13 protein-coding genes are annotated in these 17,336 nt (G+C 58.1%); 9 read left to right on the forward strand and 4 right to left on the reverse strand.

Annotated elements, in window-relative coordinates; all coding sequences use genetic code 11:
- Positions 1-538 precede the first annotated feature (538 nt).
- The 3 genes from GSQ83_RS03550 (at position 539) to GSQ83_RS03560 (ending at position 2,565) form a co-directional block, all read left to right on the forward strand.
- Positions 539-805, forward strand: coding sequence for a response regulator (locus GSQ83_RS03550; protein WP_254065484.1), 267 nt, complete (start codon positions 539-541; stop codon positions 803-805).
- Positions 806-954: 149 nt separating this feature from the next.
- Positions 955-2,130 (forward strand): GAF domain-containing sensor histidine kinase, encoded by a 1,176-nt coding sequence (locus tag GSQ83_RS03555; RefSeq protein WP_158801512.1) that lies wholly within the window; start codon positions 955-957, stop codon positions 2,128-2,130.
- A 138-nt stretch (positions 2,131-2,268) separates the two neighbouring features.
- The gene (locus GSQ83_RS03560) at positions 2,269-2,565 is read left to right on the forward strand and encodes a hypothetical protein (protein ID WP_158801513.1); all 297 of its coding nucleotides are present in this window, start codon (positions 2,269-2,271) and stop codon (positions 2,563-2,565) included.
- A 392-nt stretch (positions 2,566-2,957) separates the two neighbouring features.
- Here GSQ83_RS03560 and GSQ83_RS03565 read toward each other — a convergent pair whose 3' ends face one another.
- Entirely contained in the window at positions 2,958-3,665 is a 708-nt protein-coding gene (locus GSQ83_RS03565) for a CBS domain-containing protein (protein ID WP_158801514.1), read from the reverse strand.
- Positions 3,666-3,813: 148 nt separating this feature from the next.
- Positions 3,814-5,331: an acetyl-CoA hydrolase/transferase family protein gene (locus GSQ83_RS03570; RefSeq protein ID WP_174246618.1), complete on the reverse strand. Its 1,518-nt coding sequence runs from the start codon at positions 5,329-5,331 to the stop codon at positions 3,814-3,816.
- 525 nt (positions 5,332-5,856) lie between these two features.
- Between GSQ83_RS03570 and pgk the strand changes: the two genes are divergently transcribed.
- From pgk to GSQ83_RS31075, 5 genes are all read left to right on the forward strand, one after another.
- Positions 5,857-6,102 carry a phosphoglycerate kinase gene (pgk, locus tag GSQ83_RS31070; RefSeq protein ID WP_371417955.1) on the forward strand — a complete coding sequence of 82 codons (246 nt, stop codon included), beginning with the start codon at positions 5,857-5,859 and terminating at the stop codon, positions 6,100-6,102.
- A 1,723-nt stretch (positions 6,103-7,825) separates the two neighbouring features.
- Complete coding sequence (locus GSQ83_RS03580; protein WP_158801515.1) at positions 7,826-8,635, forward strand: universal stress protein; 810 nt, start codon at positions 7,826-7,828, stop codon at positions 8,633-8,635.
- A gap of 424 nt (positions 8,636-9,059) precedes the next feature.
- The gene (locus GSQ83_RS03585) at positions 9,060-10,190 is read left to right on the forward strand and encodes a trypsin-like peptidase domain-containing protein (protein ID WP_158801516.1); all 1,131 of its coding nucleotides are present in this window, start codon (positions 9,060-9,062) and stop codon (positions 10,188-10,190) included.
- A gap of 1,501 nt (positions 10,191-11,691) precedes the next feature.
- Positions 11,692-12,525 (forward strand): universal stress protein, encoded by an 834-nt coding sequence (locus tag GSQ83_RS03590; RefSeq protein WP_158801517.1) that lies wholly within the window; start codon positions 11,692-11,694, stop codon positions 12,523-12,525.
- 361 nt (positions 12,526-12,886) lie between these two features.
- A complete protein-coding gene (locus GSQ83_RS31075) occupies positions 12,887-13,333 on the forward strand; it encodes a CBS domain-containing protein (RefSeq protein ID WP_371417956.1) in 447 nt (148 codons plus the stop codon).
- A 147-nt stretch (positions 13,334-13,480) separates the two neighbouring features.
- On the opposite strand, the gene GSQ83_RS03600 is transcribed toward GSQ83_RS31075, so the two are convergent.
- Positions 13,481-14,128: a BON domain-containing protein gene (locus GSQ83_RS03600; RefSeq protein WP_158801519.1), complete on the reverse strand. Its 648-nt coding sequence runs from the start codon at positions 14,126-14,128 to the stop codon at positions 13,481-13,483.
- 866 nt (positions 14,129-14,994) lie between these two features.
- On the opposite strand from GSQ83_RS03600, the gene GSQ83_RS03605 reads away from it, so the two are divergent.
- Positions 14,995-16,374 carry an AAA family ATPase gene (locus tag GSQ83_RS03605; protein ID WP_216849904.1) on the forward strand — a complete coding sequence of 460 codons (1,380 nt, stop codon included), beginning with the start codon at positions 14,995-14,997 and terminating at the stop codon, positions 16,372-16,374.
- Between the two features lie 19 nt (positions 16,375-16,393).
- Here GSQ83_RS03605 and arcC read toward each other — a convergent pair whose 3' ends face one another.
- On the reverse strand, positions 16,394-17,335 hold the full coding sequence (gene arcC / locus GSQ83_RS03610) for a carbamate kinase (protein ID WP_158801521.1): 942 nt from the start codon (positions 17,333-17,335) through the stop codon (positions 16,394-16,396).
- Between the last annotated feature and the right edge of the window lies 1 nt (position 17,336).

Genomic DNA, 17,336 nt, shown 5'->3' on the forward strand with positions numbered 1-17,336 from the left:
GACCAAGTCCGCAGACGACATCTTGGCGTCAATCCAGCGCTTCTGCCAAAGAACCGTCGACGTCCAGCAGAGATGTGGATAGAAACTTCGGAATCATGACACTAGCAGGAATTGATCATCCTGCTAGCCCAGTGCTCAAATGGGGCGGCGCCCTCTAGCTCCGAGTCCGCTGAAGCATGTCGCGCGATTAAACTTTTTGGAAGGTATTGAGAAGTGAGACTCGCAATTCTGCTCTTCCGCAGATTGGCCTAGCCTCCTGTCTCAGCCAGAAGCAAAGAGGGCCAAGTCCTCCAGATTTCTGCCGAGCCAGGAAAGCTGCTGCGTCATGCTGACCCTAATTTTTAGACGAGTAAGCCCGCACCATGCGGTTTTGATCTAAATCAAAACCTGGAACGCCCGGGTGGCGCACTACCCCGGTGCCGCTGTCGTGTTGACCAACGTCTAGGCCAACCCTGCAGAGGCAGAACGCTTTATCTGGGGGGCCTTGCGTGGGGGGTTGCGTGTCTTGCTCGTCGAGGACGATTACCTTGTCCGGCTGGTGGCCGGAGAGTTTCTCCGAGACGAGGGTTTTGAGGTCGAAGAGGCCTCTTCCGGTGACGAGGCAGCTCTGCAGCTTGTCGGGCCGAGATTTTTTCATGTGTTGTTCACCGATGTCCAAATGCCAGGGAAATATGGATGGTGTCCACGTCGCGACCCACGCCCGTGGCTTCCATCCAGCGATTATTCTAATCGTCGCGTCCGGGCTCGCGCCGCTCATCCACGACCGCCTCCAGGAGTTCCGTCCGGCCATCACCTTCTTTCCTAAACCCTATCATATGTCCGAGATCGTCCGCACGATTAGGCGTCTGGCCGCGTAAGGACCGGTCCACCCCAATCTGCGAGGGTGCTAGCCCGCCACGGGTGACGTATCCACCTAAGGCCCTCACGAGCCAGGAGAGTAAGTGGAGCGTTTCGATGGCTGATGTTGCCAAAGCCGCGATAGCTGCAAGCGCTCGAATTGATGCGTTGCCGGTGATCCTCGATGTGATTTGCAGAACGACTGGCATGGGCTTCGTGGCAGTGGCCAGGGTAACTGACGATCGATGGATCGCGTGCGATCTGCTCGACCGGATCAATTTTGGTCTCAAGCCCGGCGGGGAGCTAAAGATCGAGACGACCATTTGCAGCGAAATCCGGCGCGACGCCGAGCCAGTCGTCACCGATCACGTTGACCTGGACCCGCGACATGGCCAGCACCACACACCTCGACTCTATGGTTTTCAAAGCTATATCTCCATGCCGATCGTCAGGGCCGATGGCTCAATGTTTGGTGCTCTCTGCGCAATCGATCCACAGCCTAGGCGGCTGAGTGCTTCTGCGACCGTAGCGATGTTCAAGGCGTTCTCGGACTTGATCGCCAGTCACCTCGATGCGCAGGACGACAGCGACGCTCGTGACAAGGAGCTGACCGACCAACGCCATAACGCCGAGTTGCGGGAGCAGTTCATTGCCGTGCTCGGTCATGATCTTCTAAATCCGCTCGCCGCGATCGACGGCGGGATCAAGCTGCTGGCCAAACGGCCACTTGACGACAAAGCTGTCGTTATCATCAAGCTGATGCAAGAAAGCGCGACGCGGATGAGCGGCCTCATCGATAGTGTTCTAGACTTCGCGCGCGGGCGCCTGGGTAACGGCATCGCTCTGGAGCGCGCCTCCAGCGCTTCATTAGTGCCGTTGCTTGAGCTGGTCGTTGCAGAGCTACGGACGGCATGGCCTGATCGTGCCATCGAAACCGATTTCACGATCTACCAGCCCGTCTCATGTGACCCCGAACGTGTCGCTCAGTTATTCTCCAACCTATTGGCGAATGCCATTACGCACGGCGCGGCCGATGCCGCGATCCGGACGAAAGCCTGGACACATGGCGGCTTCTTCGAGTTGTCGGTCGCCAATTCGGGTGAGCCAATCCCCCTAGCGGCAATGGAGCATCTGTTCCAGCCATTTTACCGCAACTCACTACGCCCAACTCAGCAAGGGCTCGGCCTGGGGCTGTATATCGCCTCAATGATCGCTCCGGCGCATGGCGGCAAAATAGACGTCACATCTATCCCAGCTGAAACACGCTTCACGTTTCGCATGCCCATCATTTAGTCGAGTTTACACCCTTTGCCGCCAGCACATTTTGTTCCGATCATCGCGCCACGGAACGACGAGTCTCCGTCTAGGACGACCACCTTTGCATCATATCGGGCTGTCACAGCCTTAGGCTTTCGGAAGGAAGGTAGGACGATGGAACACGATAGCGGTTGGTTCGCCCACGAGATCATGCTCATTACGCATCCAATTGATGGCCATCGACGCCGCCTGACGTTGCCATGCCGATGGATTGAGTTCGTGCAGAACTGGGACGCGAAAGGGAATAAACGACCGTTCTTCCAAATCTCGGCTAAGAACACGGCGGGCTTGAATGAAGAGAAGTGGCACATCCTTGCATTTCAGGATGGCAGCGGCAATCAACACCAGTACGTGATCAGCGATATCAAGGAGACCAAGCCCAATGTCATCCGACTGACTAAGGCAGCTTGAACCGTGCAACACCATCATGATCAGTCAGTGAGATCGCTCACTCGCCTTCGGTGTAGGAAAGCCACAGCGGCGACTTAAGCCGTCCGGTCGCCGCGAACTCTGCCGGACGGCGTTGTGGATCTTTTGGGCTTCGTGGCTAGCAGGTGTTTTAGATGGTGATAGAATGGCCGCTATGGGACTTCTTCGCTCCAGCGCCCCAGAATGGGGAGGCTTACTCTCACACGTATCTCCACCTGTCTTGGATTTAGGATGTTTCATCATGACGATGTCCCGGTGAGACGCCGAAAGCGCCCACCAGTCGCTAAGTCCTCGCTCCGCAACATCGGCGCACGCATGCCTAGCCGAACGACGCTGACATTTTAGCGGATCGAATCACTGAACTCATGTGTCGGCTAGGGGTTGGGCCCGAATGAGGCTATTAGCGGTTCTTTGAACACAAGACGATCCTCGATAGCGACGACCCCGGGAACGGTCTCTGCCGCGACGCGGAGTGCGCTTCGCGCGATTTGATCATGGATGGTCCCGGTGAGCGTGACCACACCGGCGTGTACTTTCAAAGTCACGCGACAATTCTCCAAACAGGGCATTTCGAGGACTTTGGCGGAAACGTTGGCCTCTATATCCCGATCGCTTCCCTGGAAATTTGGAAGGTCGGCAAGCTTGCGGCCGAGTGCTGCAACGAGATCAGCGCGACTCACAATACCCGCGAGTAGCTTACCTTGCACGACTGGAATGCGCCGGATATTGTGCTTCTCCATGAGTCTAACGACTCCTTCGAGCAGTGCTTCCTCTGTCACGGTTACAACCTCGCCGGTCATGAGGTCGTCAACGCGCCGACTGTGTGCGCGGACGTAGTCGTCGGCCGCGTGCCGGTGACGCACAAGAAGTTCGAGGAAGCCGGGATGACGGCAGCCGTCAGTGTCGGTCTCGACTCTTCGCAATAAATCGCCTTGTGTCAGGATACCGACCAGCCGGCCGTCGCTTGAGACAACCGGGACGCCGCTGACGCGGTTCAACACCATGATTCTTATCGCCAAGTCAATCGTAGCAAACGGTCCGACCGTCAACACGGATCTAGTCATAATGTCGCCAGCTTTCATCAACCATTCCTTCGATCCGCTACGGTCGCCCTACCGCAAGACGCCGATTGCATGCTGTTTGTCTCACCCGAGAAGGCTACTTTCTGCGGGCACTCGATGGCCCCGCGGCGGATTGGCGGCTGCCAACCGCGCTGGTCTCAGTGACGCTTCAGACAAGCATTGACCCGGTGTCGAGAAACCGCTGGTGCCATGAAAGAGCTTCCCCCGGCAGTGAAGGTGAGTGCTGACCGTACGAATGATCTCGAGCGCGCTTGTAATAGTCGGTCAGTCCTGGCCGGTAATCCGGATGCGCGCAGTTCGCTATGATTGTCATGGCGCGCTGTTTAGGCGAAAGACCGCGCAGGTCAGCCAATCCCTGTTCGGTCACCAGAACCTGCACATCCTGAGTGATATGGTCGACGTGGCTCGCCTGAGGCACAACCGCGGAAATCTGGCCGCCTTTCGCGGTCGACGGCGTCATAAAGATCGAGATGGAGGCGTTGCGTGCGAAGTCACCCGACCCGCCGATTCCGTTTTGAATGCGAGATCCCATGACATGGGTGGAATTGACGTTACCGTAGATGTCGGCCTCGATCAGACCATTCATGGCGATACAGCCGAGACGCCTTACAAGCTCGGGATGATTGCTTATTTCCTGGGGGCGCAGGATCATTTTGTTGCTGAAACTCTCCATATCGCTATTGACCCTGACGGCCGCCTTGGGGCTGAGTGAAAACGCAGTCGCGGAGGCCATACGCAGCTTCCCCACGGCCAGCAGGTCCAACATCGCGTCCTGTATCACCTCTGTGTACGCAGTCATGTCCTCGAATGAGCTGCTTAGAAGTCCAGTGAGCACCGCGTTTGCAATGTTACCGACACCGGACTGGAGCGGCAGCAGGGAAGCCGGTAAGCGCCCCTTTACAACCTCGTGGTGTAGGAACGCCAGCAAATGCCCTGCTATGGCGTGCGCCGCCGCGTCCGGTGGAGCGAAGGCAAGGTTGCGGTCGGGCGCGTGCGTTTCGACGATGCCGACGATCTTGTCGGGGTCGCAACGGAAAAAAGGATCGCCTATGCGATCGTCCGGACGCACAAGAGGGATGGGAACCCTGTTGGGTGGCAACGCAGTCCCGTAATAAATATCATGCATACCTTCCAAGGCGGTATTCTGCCAACTATTCACCTCTAGGATCACGTTTCTTGCTCGGTCAAGCCAGGTCTTGTTGTTGCCCACGGAAGAGGAGGGGACCAGAGCGCCATCCGGCCGCACGGCTGTGACCTCGATAACCGCAATATCGAGCGGGCCTAAGAAGCCTTGCCACGCCATTGGCGCGACTTGGCTTAGATGCATATCGAAATACTCCATCGCGCCGCTGTTTATTTTCTCACGGACAACCGGATCAGAGTTGTAAGGCAACCGGAACTCGATGCCGTCCGCTTTCGCAAGCGCGCCGTCGAGTTCTGGACCGGTTGAGGCGCCAGTCCAAACTCGCACTCGAAATGGCCTTCCCGCCGCATGCTCCTTTTCGATGAGTGCCGCGAGGGCGAGAGGGACGGCCTTCGGGTAGCCGGAGCCCGTAAATCCACTCATCCCCACGGTGCTTCCGGACTTGATGAGCGAGGCAGCCTGGTCGGCGCTCATAACCTTGGAGCGCAGGCTCCGCGAGCCAATTCTTTTGTGATCGATCATTTTCCGCCCTCGACTTCAAACTTGCACTCACTCGGTTACAAGGTCGATGAGTTGCTCCACATCAAAGCAGTTAGTCGGGATGCGCCGCGATCGCATTAGCCCGCCACTTGGCAACGCCGACGCCATCGGAGGCGTCCGCCCGGCGGACTGCCGGATAGGCCGCCGCTTAGCGGGCGGATGGCAGACCGACAACACGACTACGGCACCGCCAGCCAACCTTGATTGATACAGATCAAAGACTCGAGACATCTAAACGCGGAGGCTGCGTATACCGCCACTGGGCCATCCACAACCAGGTCGGCGTTCCGGTGACACGACAAGGCTCCGCCTGAATCTAGATCAGAAGATTGCGCCCCCGATCTAACCAATCTCGTTCGCAGTCGTCTTCGCGCAGAAAGAATCGCGTCATGCGTCTCCACTCGCTAGACGAATTGGCTCGGACGGAAAGTGCGTGTTGTTGCGCGCGGACCTCATTGTGCCAATGGACGGTGGCCGCCTCGGTGAATTCTTCCGGCTGGAAAATACCTGCACCACGTTGCGCGACCTTGTGACAAGGGTGCGCGCGTTGTCGTCTGCAGTCACCTTGGCCGGCCACAGGGCGTGCGCGATCCGGCACTGACTCTGCGTCCGGTGGCTCATGCTCTGACGGGCGTTGGACTAGTGGCCGCGCAGTTGCAGTATCGCGAGGCCATTTACGGTGTTCGCCTCGTTTTGCCGGGCTTTCATCCGACATGTGGACGAACTAGTCTAGCCGCACGCTTGAGTGGATGACGTCTCGCATAGTGCAGCCAAAAGCACCGCCCATTTCGCTCCGGGCCTGGGACTTCGCTCGGGGCGACTCAGGATCACAAGGGGCACATTGCCGAAGCCATTTTTCCTACGCTCGGCGCGGCATAGCCGCATATTACGCTAAAGGCGGGTCGCTATCTGGCGAACCGTGTGCCGATCCTCCTCCGCCGCGTCCGCAGGCACTGTCATCACGAGCCTAAGGTCAGTTCGTTCTGCACGGATGCGCCGAGCGGCCGCGAGCAATGTCCTCAGGTCCTCGAAAAGGATATGGTCTTCGAAGGTATCACCTGGTCCGAGGAGCTTAAGTCGCCACAAGCTGGACAATTGCCTTAATTCTTTTCACCTAACGAATGGTATAAATGAACGGCCGGCGCAATTATTTCTCTCGACCCGGCGGGTTGCATGGCACAACGCCGTTACTGGTTGGGGCTTCGCGCCAAGGCGGCAGTTGCGTCGTCGTGAGGAGTGTGGACACCCGCGAAAACAACTGTCTCGTGGAGAAAGGCTTCTTGAGGAGGGTGCTGCCACTGAGGTGTTCAATGCACTGTCTATCGGCGCTCATCAACAGGACGCCTGCGTCTGCGGTAGCCCACGAGCTATAGCTGCGAGTTCGAGCCCGCTTAAACTTGGACCGAGATTTACATTGACGGGCAGGACGACGCCTTTCTTCGCCCGATCCAAGTGGCGCAGGGCGCCTTCACGAAGCGTCTCGGCGACGCAGCCGCGAAGCGGCCTATCGTCATCTGTGACGATGGCGAGCGGTACCGGAGGTAGCGTCGTAATGATTCCCATGTTGTCAGCAGACACCCCCTTAGGGCTCATGTCTGATAAGCATGTCGCCTTCTCCATGGGAAGCTCCACCATGATGATGTCAGGACGCAGGCTCCCTAGTTGAGGCCGACGGCATTAAGCCGTCTTGATCGAGATCAAGCCAAGCCGGATTGGGTCAGACGAGGGTGAGAAGGGTTAGCCTATCTTTAATAAGTCTTCGAACCGAAATGCGATGGACCGCGAGGGTGGGCCAGATTGACCCGAGAGGTAAGCCGTGAAGATGCGACAATTGAACCTAGAGCATTCAACTGCCGCTCAGGTGATGAGCAAGGAACCGCTGACCGTTACGGGCGAGACTTCTCAGGTCCCCGCGATAGGTCTGATGATAGTGATTAGAATCAACGGTGTACTTGGGGGTGGACGCCATTAGCGCACCCACTGGCGTGCTTCAGAATTGCGAGACGAAGGTAACGATCACGATTACTCAGCGGCTGCGATCGAACGCGTCGGCGGCGACATTGTGTGGTCGTATGAGGAGGAGGTGACGAGTCATTGGTTGATGTTGCTGGGAGATATAGGGGGCCGCCATCCAAGGTGTCCGCCGGGCACTAACGATGGCTTTCGGTTAGGCCGTCTGCAACCACTCAGCGGCCCAGTCTCGGCTCGGCCACCGAAACCTAGAATCTCTGAGTTGCAGGTCGCGGGCTCTCATCGTTGCGGCGCATCCAGGTCCATAAACGCGGCGAGCCGCGGTTCGGGCGCCATGACCCGGCAAAATTCAAAAGATGAAGTCGCGCGACCGGTGGTTGATCCGGATCAAGGCCGTCCGGCGTCTCTCGGTCGACACTAGGCTTAACGGGCTCAGGATTATGCGCGAGTGCAGGCGCCCCCGTGGTCATGACGTCGAACGAGTAGTTTAATAAGGACTAGGAAAATGACGATCGCTAGCTTGATGGTCGAGGTCGATCTTGAGAGCGACAACAACGCGCTCCTGCGCTTCACCGCAGACCTTGCGGGCCAGCACGGCGCATCAGTCATCGGTATCGCGGTACGCCAGCCTCACCAGATACTGTACGGCGATGGCTATGTGCCTATCCAAGTGCTTGAGGCCGAAGAATCTGAACTGGAGAAAAAGCTGGAGCGGGCAAGGGAACACTTTGAATCGGCGATGCACGGGCGAACTGAATCGTTCGCTTGGCGCTTCTCGACTGTGCTCGGACCATCTTCCGAATACATTGTCCAACAAGCCCGCGCCGCTGATATTGTTATAGTTGGCAGCAGCCGCCGGCGGGCGGCGCTCCTTGGTGGTATAGTGATCGGCGCCGGGCGACCTGTGCTCGTGGTCCCCAATGACCTTGAGGGGTCAAATCTGGATCGCGTTTTGATCGCCTGGAAGGATACGCGAGAGGCACGCCGCGTCACTCTCGATGCCATGCCATTTATCCGTAAAGCACGAGCAGTGGAAGTCATCGAGGTTGCACCACATGAAGACCGGGCGGATGCGGCATCTCGCTTGGAGGACGTCATTCTGTGGCTGAGGCGACATGGAGTTCAAGCTGAAGCTCAGGTTATATCTGCCTCGGGTGACAACGCCGCCCAGCTAACCGACATTGTGACCGAACATCATGCAAATCTGGTGGTCGCGGGTGGATACGGCCACAGCCGACTCCAAGAATGGATACTCGGGGGCGTCACCCGTAGTCTTCTGACTGTGCCGAAGTGCTGCACCTTTTTGTCCCATTAGAATTCGTTGCGCGACCGATCGAAGGCGGCACTGCACAGTCAATCTCGCCGGACGATTGCTAAACGCTGCCACAAGTCGCTCGGCTTCAACTTGCCTCGGCGGGAGGTGGGAAGGTATAATCTTGACAGAGACCCGGTCCGACAATGAACGACCCGGAGCACGCGTAACAGGGTCCAGATCCGAGAGCCGCACGCTCCTTTGGCTTTGGCAGCTATCCTTTATTGTCGCCGTCACCGGTCCTATATTGGCGATCTCTATGGCGAGTGAAAGTCGCGGCGCCGAGAATGCATCGCCTCGTCAGCCTCAGACGACGTTGCACCTTCCGGACTTCAGTGCAGTTGTCGCTCGAGTGCGGTTATCAGTCGTGACCGTTACCGCTCTGGACCAGGATTCGTCCGACCCGGGAGCCGACGAGGATTCTACGGTGTCGCAACCCTCCGGCTCACTGCCTTTCGGCAACGGGCTATCATTAAGCGGGGCTGCGGAAACACAGGCCTCTGGCTTCATAATCGGTGCCGATGGGACCATTCTCACCGACATTCGTGTCGTGCTCAATGCGTCGACGGCGCTGGTGACGCTTGATAGCGGTGCCGAGCTCTCTGCGCGGGTTCTCGGCCGCGACATCCGCAGCGGTATCGCGGTGTTGAAGGTAGAAGCGAGCAAGCCTCTCTTACCAGTCACTTTCGCCGACTCCTCCACGGCGAGGTCGGGCGAGTGGGTTGTCAGCATGGGCAACCCACTGGGGCTTGGTCCATCAGCAAATGCCGGCATCATCTCGGCGTTGGGCCGGAATACAGACGCCAGCCCCTACGATCAGCTCATTCGAATTGAGGCGCCGATGAATTCCGGCGACTCTGGCGGCCCCCTCTTCGACCAAGACGGCCGTGTGATCGGTGTAATGACGGCGATTTCGCTGCCACCAGTCGGCCCTTCCGGCGTCGGTTTCGCCGTCCCCTCAGAAATCATCCGACCGATTGCGAGCGAGATTGAAGCAGTCGGCCATGTGGTGCGCGGCTATATTGGCGTGAGCTTACAAGCTCTGACGCCGGGCCTGTCGGAGGCGTTCGGCCTCGGAAGGGCTTCGGGAGCGTTGATCACGAAGGTCCAGGTGGATGGACCTGCGGCCGCCGCGGGCCTTCAGCCAGGTGACGTTATCCAGGCTCTTAATGGCAGACCAGTTCAGGCGCCACGGGATCTCGTGAGCGGCATAACGGCACTGAAACCGGGAGAGCGAGCAAGGCTAGACATTTTTCGGGGGCAGGGCGGCCAATTGGTGGTGCTGCGGGTAATCCAACTGCCGGACGATCGCGAACGGCACAAGCCGGTAGGCCAAGTCCGTCAGGAGGAGGAGCTTGGCCTAACATTCGAAGAGGTATCGTCGACGCTCGTCGAGCAACTGGGACTTCCACCCGGGACAAATGGCGCAGTCATTACGGAGGTGGAGCCGGGTTCACCGGGCGATGCCAGCGGGCTACAGGTGGGAGACGTCGTGGTCGGAGTTGGGTTGCGACCTGTGACAAACATGACAAAGCCGCACGCGCTATCCGCAGTGTAAGGGAAAAAAACCGTACAGTAATCCTCCGGATTATTAGCGAGGGTGAGGCGTCCTTCGTTACGGTCGACCCGAGCGAGACGTCGAACAAAAGTAACGGTGTCGCCCAATGATCCCGCAACCCGTCGGGACAGACCGAAGGATTTGTGGGCAAGAAGATGTTACGCATAGGTATATACGCGGTCGACCAGAGTTGCAGCGGATAGCCTGGCTTAGCCCGAGTACTTTGGCCAGGCGATCGCGAGTATGCCCGAGCCTGCCTAATGACAGTCGAACATGTCGCGAGCTCCCCGCGATGTGCGGGTCTCCGTGCAACCCAGTTAAAAGCGATAGATCTAGAGATATAGGTGAGAAAATGTCGGAGCATCCCTCAACAAAGCCAGCCATTTGGTTGCTCAGAAAGCTCGCGCGCCAAACTGGCATCGTTAGGTCGATTAGCGCAGCCGTCGGAACAAAGATTGGTAAGGAAACATGGACGAACCCAGGTAGAACGCGGTCTGGACGATGCGCTACGGCGTTTCCCGGTGGATTGGTTGACATCATGCGCTCCGGCTTCAAATATCGGATGGGCCAACTTGGCATCGGATTTTGGCTAGTGATTGCGCCCTGTTCGGTTGCGTCGGCTCAGACTGTTGCGCTGCCGGTGCTTGCCTGGCCGGGCCTGACCCAAGATGATGTCAATCGCATGCATGCCTCGGCTGCAAGGCTCTATGAAGGGCGGTCGATTGGCACGGTGGAGCGGTGGCGCAGCCCCGGATCACGCGATGCGGGCGAGGCAAAGTTAGTCGCTAGCTTCGTCGCTGCCGGAATGCCCTGTAGGACTATCGATTACACGGTTCGATTTGAAACGGCTAGAAGTAGATTAGATCACTACGTCCTCAATTGGTGTCAGGTTTCAGGGGGTGCTTGGAAAGTGGTCGAACTAGCCCGAAAAAAGTAAAGACAGCGCGGAGCTGAGTGATGTCGCTCAGTTCGTTTGCACCGCAGCGGATAATAGAAGTTGGAGTCCGTTCTATGAAACTATCGAAGAGCTTTTTGTACCTAGTGTTGCTGATCCCCCTTGGCTGTACGCCGCCAGCGACTTCAGTGCCCACTAGCCAAGCTACGATACAGGGTCAGTCGATGGAGCATATGCTTTCGGATGTCAATAAGATCCGGGCATTCGCTTACGGGAGCGGCAGCGCCGCAGCCACCGAGGAGTCGGCACATGATCTAGTCTCATGGTCACGGCGCTTGGGTGAGTTGTTCCCTGCTGGGGAGGCGACAGCAGATTACGTGGATATGAGCCCAGAGCGGGTGGGGGGTGCCCCTGCTGCGATGAGAGAGACGTCCGGAATGCTGCTGGTGGCGGTGCAAAATGGCAACCGCCCGGACATTGGGAGCCAGCTCGCTAACACCGAGAAGAATGGTTGCGGCTTCTGTCATCTCATTACGAACACCAGCATCAGATGACGCCACCAAAATCCAGATTTAAGATGAGGAAAGGGACTCGGGGGTATTACGGATGACTTATGCCAACGTGATGGTCTATCTGGAACTTGGGCAGCGCAACGGCGCGGTCCTCGAAGTAACAAGAGAGTTGGCAACGCGCTTCGGGAGCCGTGTGATAGGCATCGCAGCTCGCCGGATAAAGCCCGTGGAGTATGCCGATGGCTTATGGGTCTACGTTGACAGCCACGGTCCTGATTGGGAAGAGATTGAGAGGGCGATAGAGGTTGCGGAAGAGGAGTGCCGGACTACGCTCGCGGCCAGTGTGCCCCATTTAGAGTTTCGATCCTCCACGAGCTTCGCCTCTTTGACCAGCTTCCTCGCCCAACAAGCCCGGAGCGCAGATTTATTCGTCGCGGCAACTAATAGCAACAAACACATGTCCGCTCCTGGAGTAAGGGGCGGGATCGGCGACCTGGTGATGGAGATCGGGCGTCCCGTTCTCCTGGTGCCACCTTCCTTAAGCGCACTGAAGCTGGAAAAGGTGATGATTGCATGGAAGGACACGAGGGAGGCGCGACGCGCAGCCTCTGAAGCCCTCCCTCTCTTGCAAGTCGCCAGCAAGGTGTCCGTTGTGGAGACGGTCACCGAAGAGGGGGCCCTCGAATGTCGTGCGCGCCTTCAAGACGTCGCGAAGTGGCTCGGGGAGCATCAAGTGACAGCGGCTGCTATGCCCCTGATCTCCGCTGGTAATGTGGAGGATGAGCTGCGGATGGCCGCGGCGGAGTATGGACCGGACCTAGTCGTGGCGGGCGCATATGGACACCCACGTTTGCGCGAGTGGGTGTTCGGCGGGGTGACGCGCGACTTTCTGTTGCGCTCTGAGCAACTGATATTAATGTCACATTAGCCGACTACAGCTGACCAAACCGAAAGCGTCGTTAACACCAGATTGCCGCAGGCTGGCCTCCCCATGACGGGAGCAACGAATGTCAGGTTCGGCCGGTGGGTTTACTCTTCTCGTCGCGCTACGACCACCATGCACGGTGGCGGCGGGCCCGCGAAAGGTGTAGTCCGACGCGCCGGCAGAAGCACTTTCCAGGACAGCTTAAAGCCGAGTGACCATCCTCAAGCGAGATTCAGCTCCGTCGCTGGTCTAAGCTTCGCAAGTAAGGCGTGTTGACTTGGATCAAGCGATCAGATCGATCCAATAGGCACAATGTCGCGTCAACGTTAAGGACGGCCCGATGTCGATGACAGCAGCCGACGTTATGACTTCACCCGCTATCGTAGTAAGTCCCGAGGCAGGTGTTGCGGAGATCGCGGAGTTACTTTCCGCTAAGCGGATCAGCGCCGTTCCGGTGTGTGATCCAAACGGCAGGCTGCTTGGCATCGTGAGCGAGTGGGACCTCCTGAGACCATTCTGCGAGTCAGTGAGAACGCGGCGTGACCGATGGCTTGCCAAAGCTGCTAGCGGGGAAGACCTTTCGCAGAGCATCCTCAATTACCTTCGAAGAGACTCGCGCTCTGCGTCTAGCATAATGATCACACAAGTCGTGACAGCAACAGAGCAACTGACACTGCCGCAGCTCGCGGACTTGATGATGAGGCATGGGGTAAAGCGCCTGCCAGTCCTTCGGAACGATATCGTCGTAGGCGTCGTTAGTCGCGCTGATCTGGTGAGCGCACTCGCGCGAGTTCCAACTATGCTCGGCTAGGTTGCCATCGGCATCAAGCATTCCTATTGGAAGCGCAAAAGTGCAGCCTGTTTTGCATGGAAGACACCAACCGCGCGACTGCATTATCGCGCGGCGTATTGGCTTTCTGCCTATGGCTTAGGGCACAAGGAAGGCCGAACTCCCGTCTCAGGAGACGGCAAGCTTGTCGATGACTGATACAACTCCTGGCACCGCCCAGGCAGCACGCTCAGCCGCGGCACGTTCGTGCCAAGTGTTGACCCGACCTTCGAGTACGACTTTGTTTTCATCCACCCCGACGCGAATTCCCGCCGCTTCGACCTCCGCGCTGCGCCTGAAGGCCGTTTCGATGCGGCTTTTCACGTCGCTGACTTGGACACTGGGACTGATCTCGATTAGGTCTGTTACGCCAATGACACCGGAAAGCCGATGTACAGCATCTTCAGCTCTTCGGCGTTGAAAGTCCCACTCTAGCTTTCCTGTCAGTGTTACCCAACCCTGCTGAACTTTAACCTTGACAGCCCCATCGGGAACGGCGGCGTCCCACGCAATCATGTTTAGCGCACGATGTGCGATTTCGTCATCAGCCGTCTTCTTCGCCGCAGGGTCGCGAATCTCGATTTCTTGTGCGATACCCCGAACCCCTTTGACGGATTGAACCGTCCGTTCGGCATTGAGCTTTTCACTATAGCTCGCAACATGCCCGGTAAGAGTGACGATGCCATCATCGACGATAATACCAATATTGGTAGCGCTGACGCTGGGTTCGAATTCTAGAGCAGCAATGACGTGTTGACGTAAATCAGCGTTGTTCATGAGTGTCTCCACTAGAGGTTCTCCGAGACTGACCACTTCCTTCCGGGCTTCTCGGCCGTATGACTATAGGGGATTCGCAACGCGAAGTACTGATGTGCATCAAAAATGCGCCAATCGGGGTTCACCGCTGAGGGACCTTTTTCCGACAAGAAGCTTCAACAGCAGCATCCGCGCTGCGATCGTGGCCGACGCCGTAGAAGCTCTCGTCATTGATTGAGAGGTTGACATGGATCAAGTGGTGTAGGAGCGGATCCTCCAATATCGCGTTGTTGTGGAGGCAGCATGACTAGACCCAGAAAGGTGCTCGACACGCAAACGTGCCAGGCCGCGCTCAGGTGGTGGCGGGAGGAGGGCAGCCCGGCTGGTCACCTCAGCAATTACATGCAAAGGATCCTGGACGTCCGGGTAGGAGCGAGTGAAGCGGTCAGTGAGCTGAAAAAAGTCCGGCCCATTCCGTTTCCATCAGGAGCTCTGGGCGCGTTGGCGCGAGCCGGCGCCGAGCCGACACGAACGTCTGATACTTAATTCGGGGCAGTCGATGAGCTGGGTGCCGCCCAGTACCCGCGCTCTGGCACCTCCACCATCCTCAACGCGCAGAATCGGGGCACGACATGCTCGACGCACAGATATGCAGCCCTCGACTGACAGATTTCTCGGGCGATGACGCCAAGGCGCAGAACGCGGTCTTTGCCTTCCTTCAAGACCCGTCAACCCACGGGCTAGGTCGACCGATTACAAGGATCGACACGCATGGGGCTGCGGTTTTCCTAGCGGGCGCTGATGTTTACAAAGTAAAGCGCGCTATTCGTCTTCCCTTTATGGACTTCTCGACCCTTGCTAAGCGGCATACAGCATGCGTTTCGGAGATGACGGTCAATCGCGAAAACGCTCCCGGTCTTTATCTGGGAGTTGTGCCGATCACCCAGATCGGGGGGAGCCTGCAGCTCGGCGGTCCTGGTGACGTCGTGGAATGGGCGGTCCATCTGCGTCGCTTCGACGAAAATGCAACACTTGATCGCTTGGCGGCAAAAGGTGCGCTCGGTCCGGCCTTGATCGACAAGCTGGCACGGGCGATCGTTACAGCACATGGACGTGCGCCAGTAAGGGATGGCCGGCGAGCGACCAACGCTCTGCGTGGCGTCGCGGCGGAGACTTCGCAGGAGCTTTCCGATGCCACTGACGTGTTTTCCCCGGAACTGACCGCGATCTACGCGAGGGACCTAGCCGCTGCCTTTAAGCACGTTGAGTCACTTTTGACCCGCCGTGGCGAGCTGGGTCAAGTGCGACGCTGCCACGGTGACCTTCACCTTGGCAATGTGGTTCTGGTCGATGGAAGTCCTATTCTGTTCGATGCTATCGAGTTTGACGACGCCATCGCCACGTCCGACGTCCTTTACGATTTGGCTTTTCTGGTCATGGATCTTTGTGAGCGTGGGCTGCGCAGTGACGCCAACCACTTGCTCAACCGCTATCTCCTGCTGTCAGATGATGAATCCCTTCAAGTAGAGGGTCTTGCAGCATTCCCCTTCTTTCTGAGCTTGCGTGCCGCGATTCGGTCGAAGGTGGCGGTTACCTTGGGTCGGTCTCATCCTGAGAAGAAGGCTCCCTCTGAGGATGCCTTGGCTTACTTCGAGGCCGCACGTAGATTTCTTTGTCCTATGCCTCCCCAATTGATCGCTATCGGTGGTCTTTCCGGTACGGGAAAGACCACGATTGCGACCGCAGTCGCGCCCTTCATCGGGCGCGCTCCGGGAGCACTTCATTTCCGCAGCGACGTCGAGCGGAAACATCTTTTTGGAGTTGCCGAGACTATCCACCTAGCGACCGACGCCTATCAGACAGAGATCTCGCTACAGGTCTATGGTCGGCTTCGGGAGCTTGCCCTAAAGGGACTTCATGCCGGGCAGTCGGTTATTGTAGATGCGACGCACCATCACCCCGAGGAGCGCGACGCCATTGCGGCAATTGCTGCGCGAGAAAGCGCGAGCTTCCTTGGCGTATGGCTTGAGGCTCCGGCCGAGGTCTTGCGGCACCGCGTCTTAGAGCGGAAGGGGGACGCTTCCGACGCCACGCCGTTGGTCCTCGCTTCACAGATCACGGAGCCCGTCGGCGACATCACGTGGTCGAAGTTGGATGCAGCTCAACGACTTTGCGCGCTGGAATCAGCCGTGGTGGAGCTTGCGCAGCGAGCAGGGTCCGCAACGCCAGACGACATTGGCCGCCTCTCACGTAAGGCGACAGGTTGATTCCGCTCGATGCAAACGGTCACCCGGCGAATTGGAGACGCTTGGCAAGAGGATCGACGATAGTTCCGGCAACCCCTCGGAGGATGTTGGCCGCGTCCTCCAACCGACCAATGCCCGCGAGACCGCCCGTCGACGTCACAAACTGAATGGCTCCGTCGATTTTTGGTCCCATGGTTCCAGCCCGGAAGTCACTTCGATGACCGCGCAGGCTCGTTGGATCGGATCGTCGGATCGCCCGGGCATTTGGGGTTCCGAAGCCCAGATAGGTGGCGTCCACGTCAGTCAGCATTAGGAGCCTGTCCGCGCCTAGCAGGGTCGCTAGGAGCCCACTACAGCGATCTTTGTCCACCACTGCCTCGGCGCCGGTGAGGAACCCATTTGCGTCACGGACACAGGGTATTCCGCCGCCGCCGGCGCAGATAACGGTAACGCCTGCTGCCATCAGCACGGCTATCTCAGGCTGCTGCAGAATCTCGAGGGGCTCAGGGGAGGCGACAACACGCCGCCAACCGTCGCCATCCGCCGTCATTTGCCAGCCACGTTCCGCTTTGATGCGAGCGGCCTCCGCCTTACTGTAAACTGCACCGATCGGCTTCTGGGGCTTTTTGAAGGCGGGATCGGAGGCGTCGACGCGGACATGGGTCAGGAGCGTAGCGACTTTTGCGCCAGCAGGAAGACGGTTGCGCATCTGCTGCTCGATCATGTATCCGATCATGCCTTCGCTTTCAGCGTCTAACACATCCAGCGGGGCTTGGGCATCCGATGGTCCGGCCTCCGATTGCAAAGCGAGCATCCCCACCTGCGGTCCATTGCCATGGGTGATAACCAACTGATGTCCAGCCATGACGATTTCTGCTAGCTGAGCCGCAGCCACTCGAACATTAGCCCATTGGTTGGCAACCGACTGCTTCTCACCTCGCTTAAGTAGGGCGTTTCCGCCCAGCGCCGCCACCACGCGCATG

This window comes from Acidisoma sp. L85 (assembly GCF_009765865.1).
Taxonomy (GTDB): Bacteria; Pseudomonadota; Alphaproteobacteria; order Acetobacterales; family Acetobacteraceae; genus Acidisoma.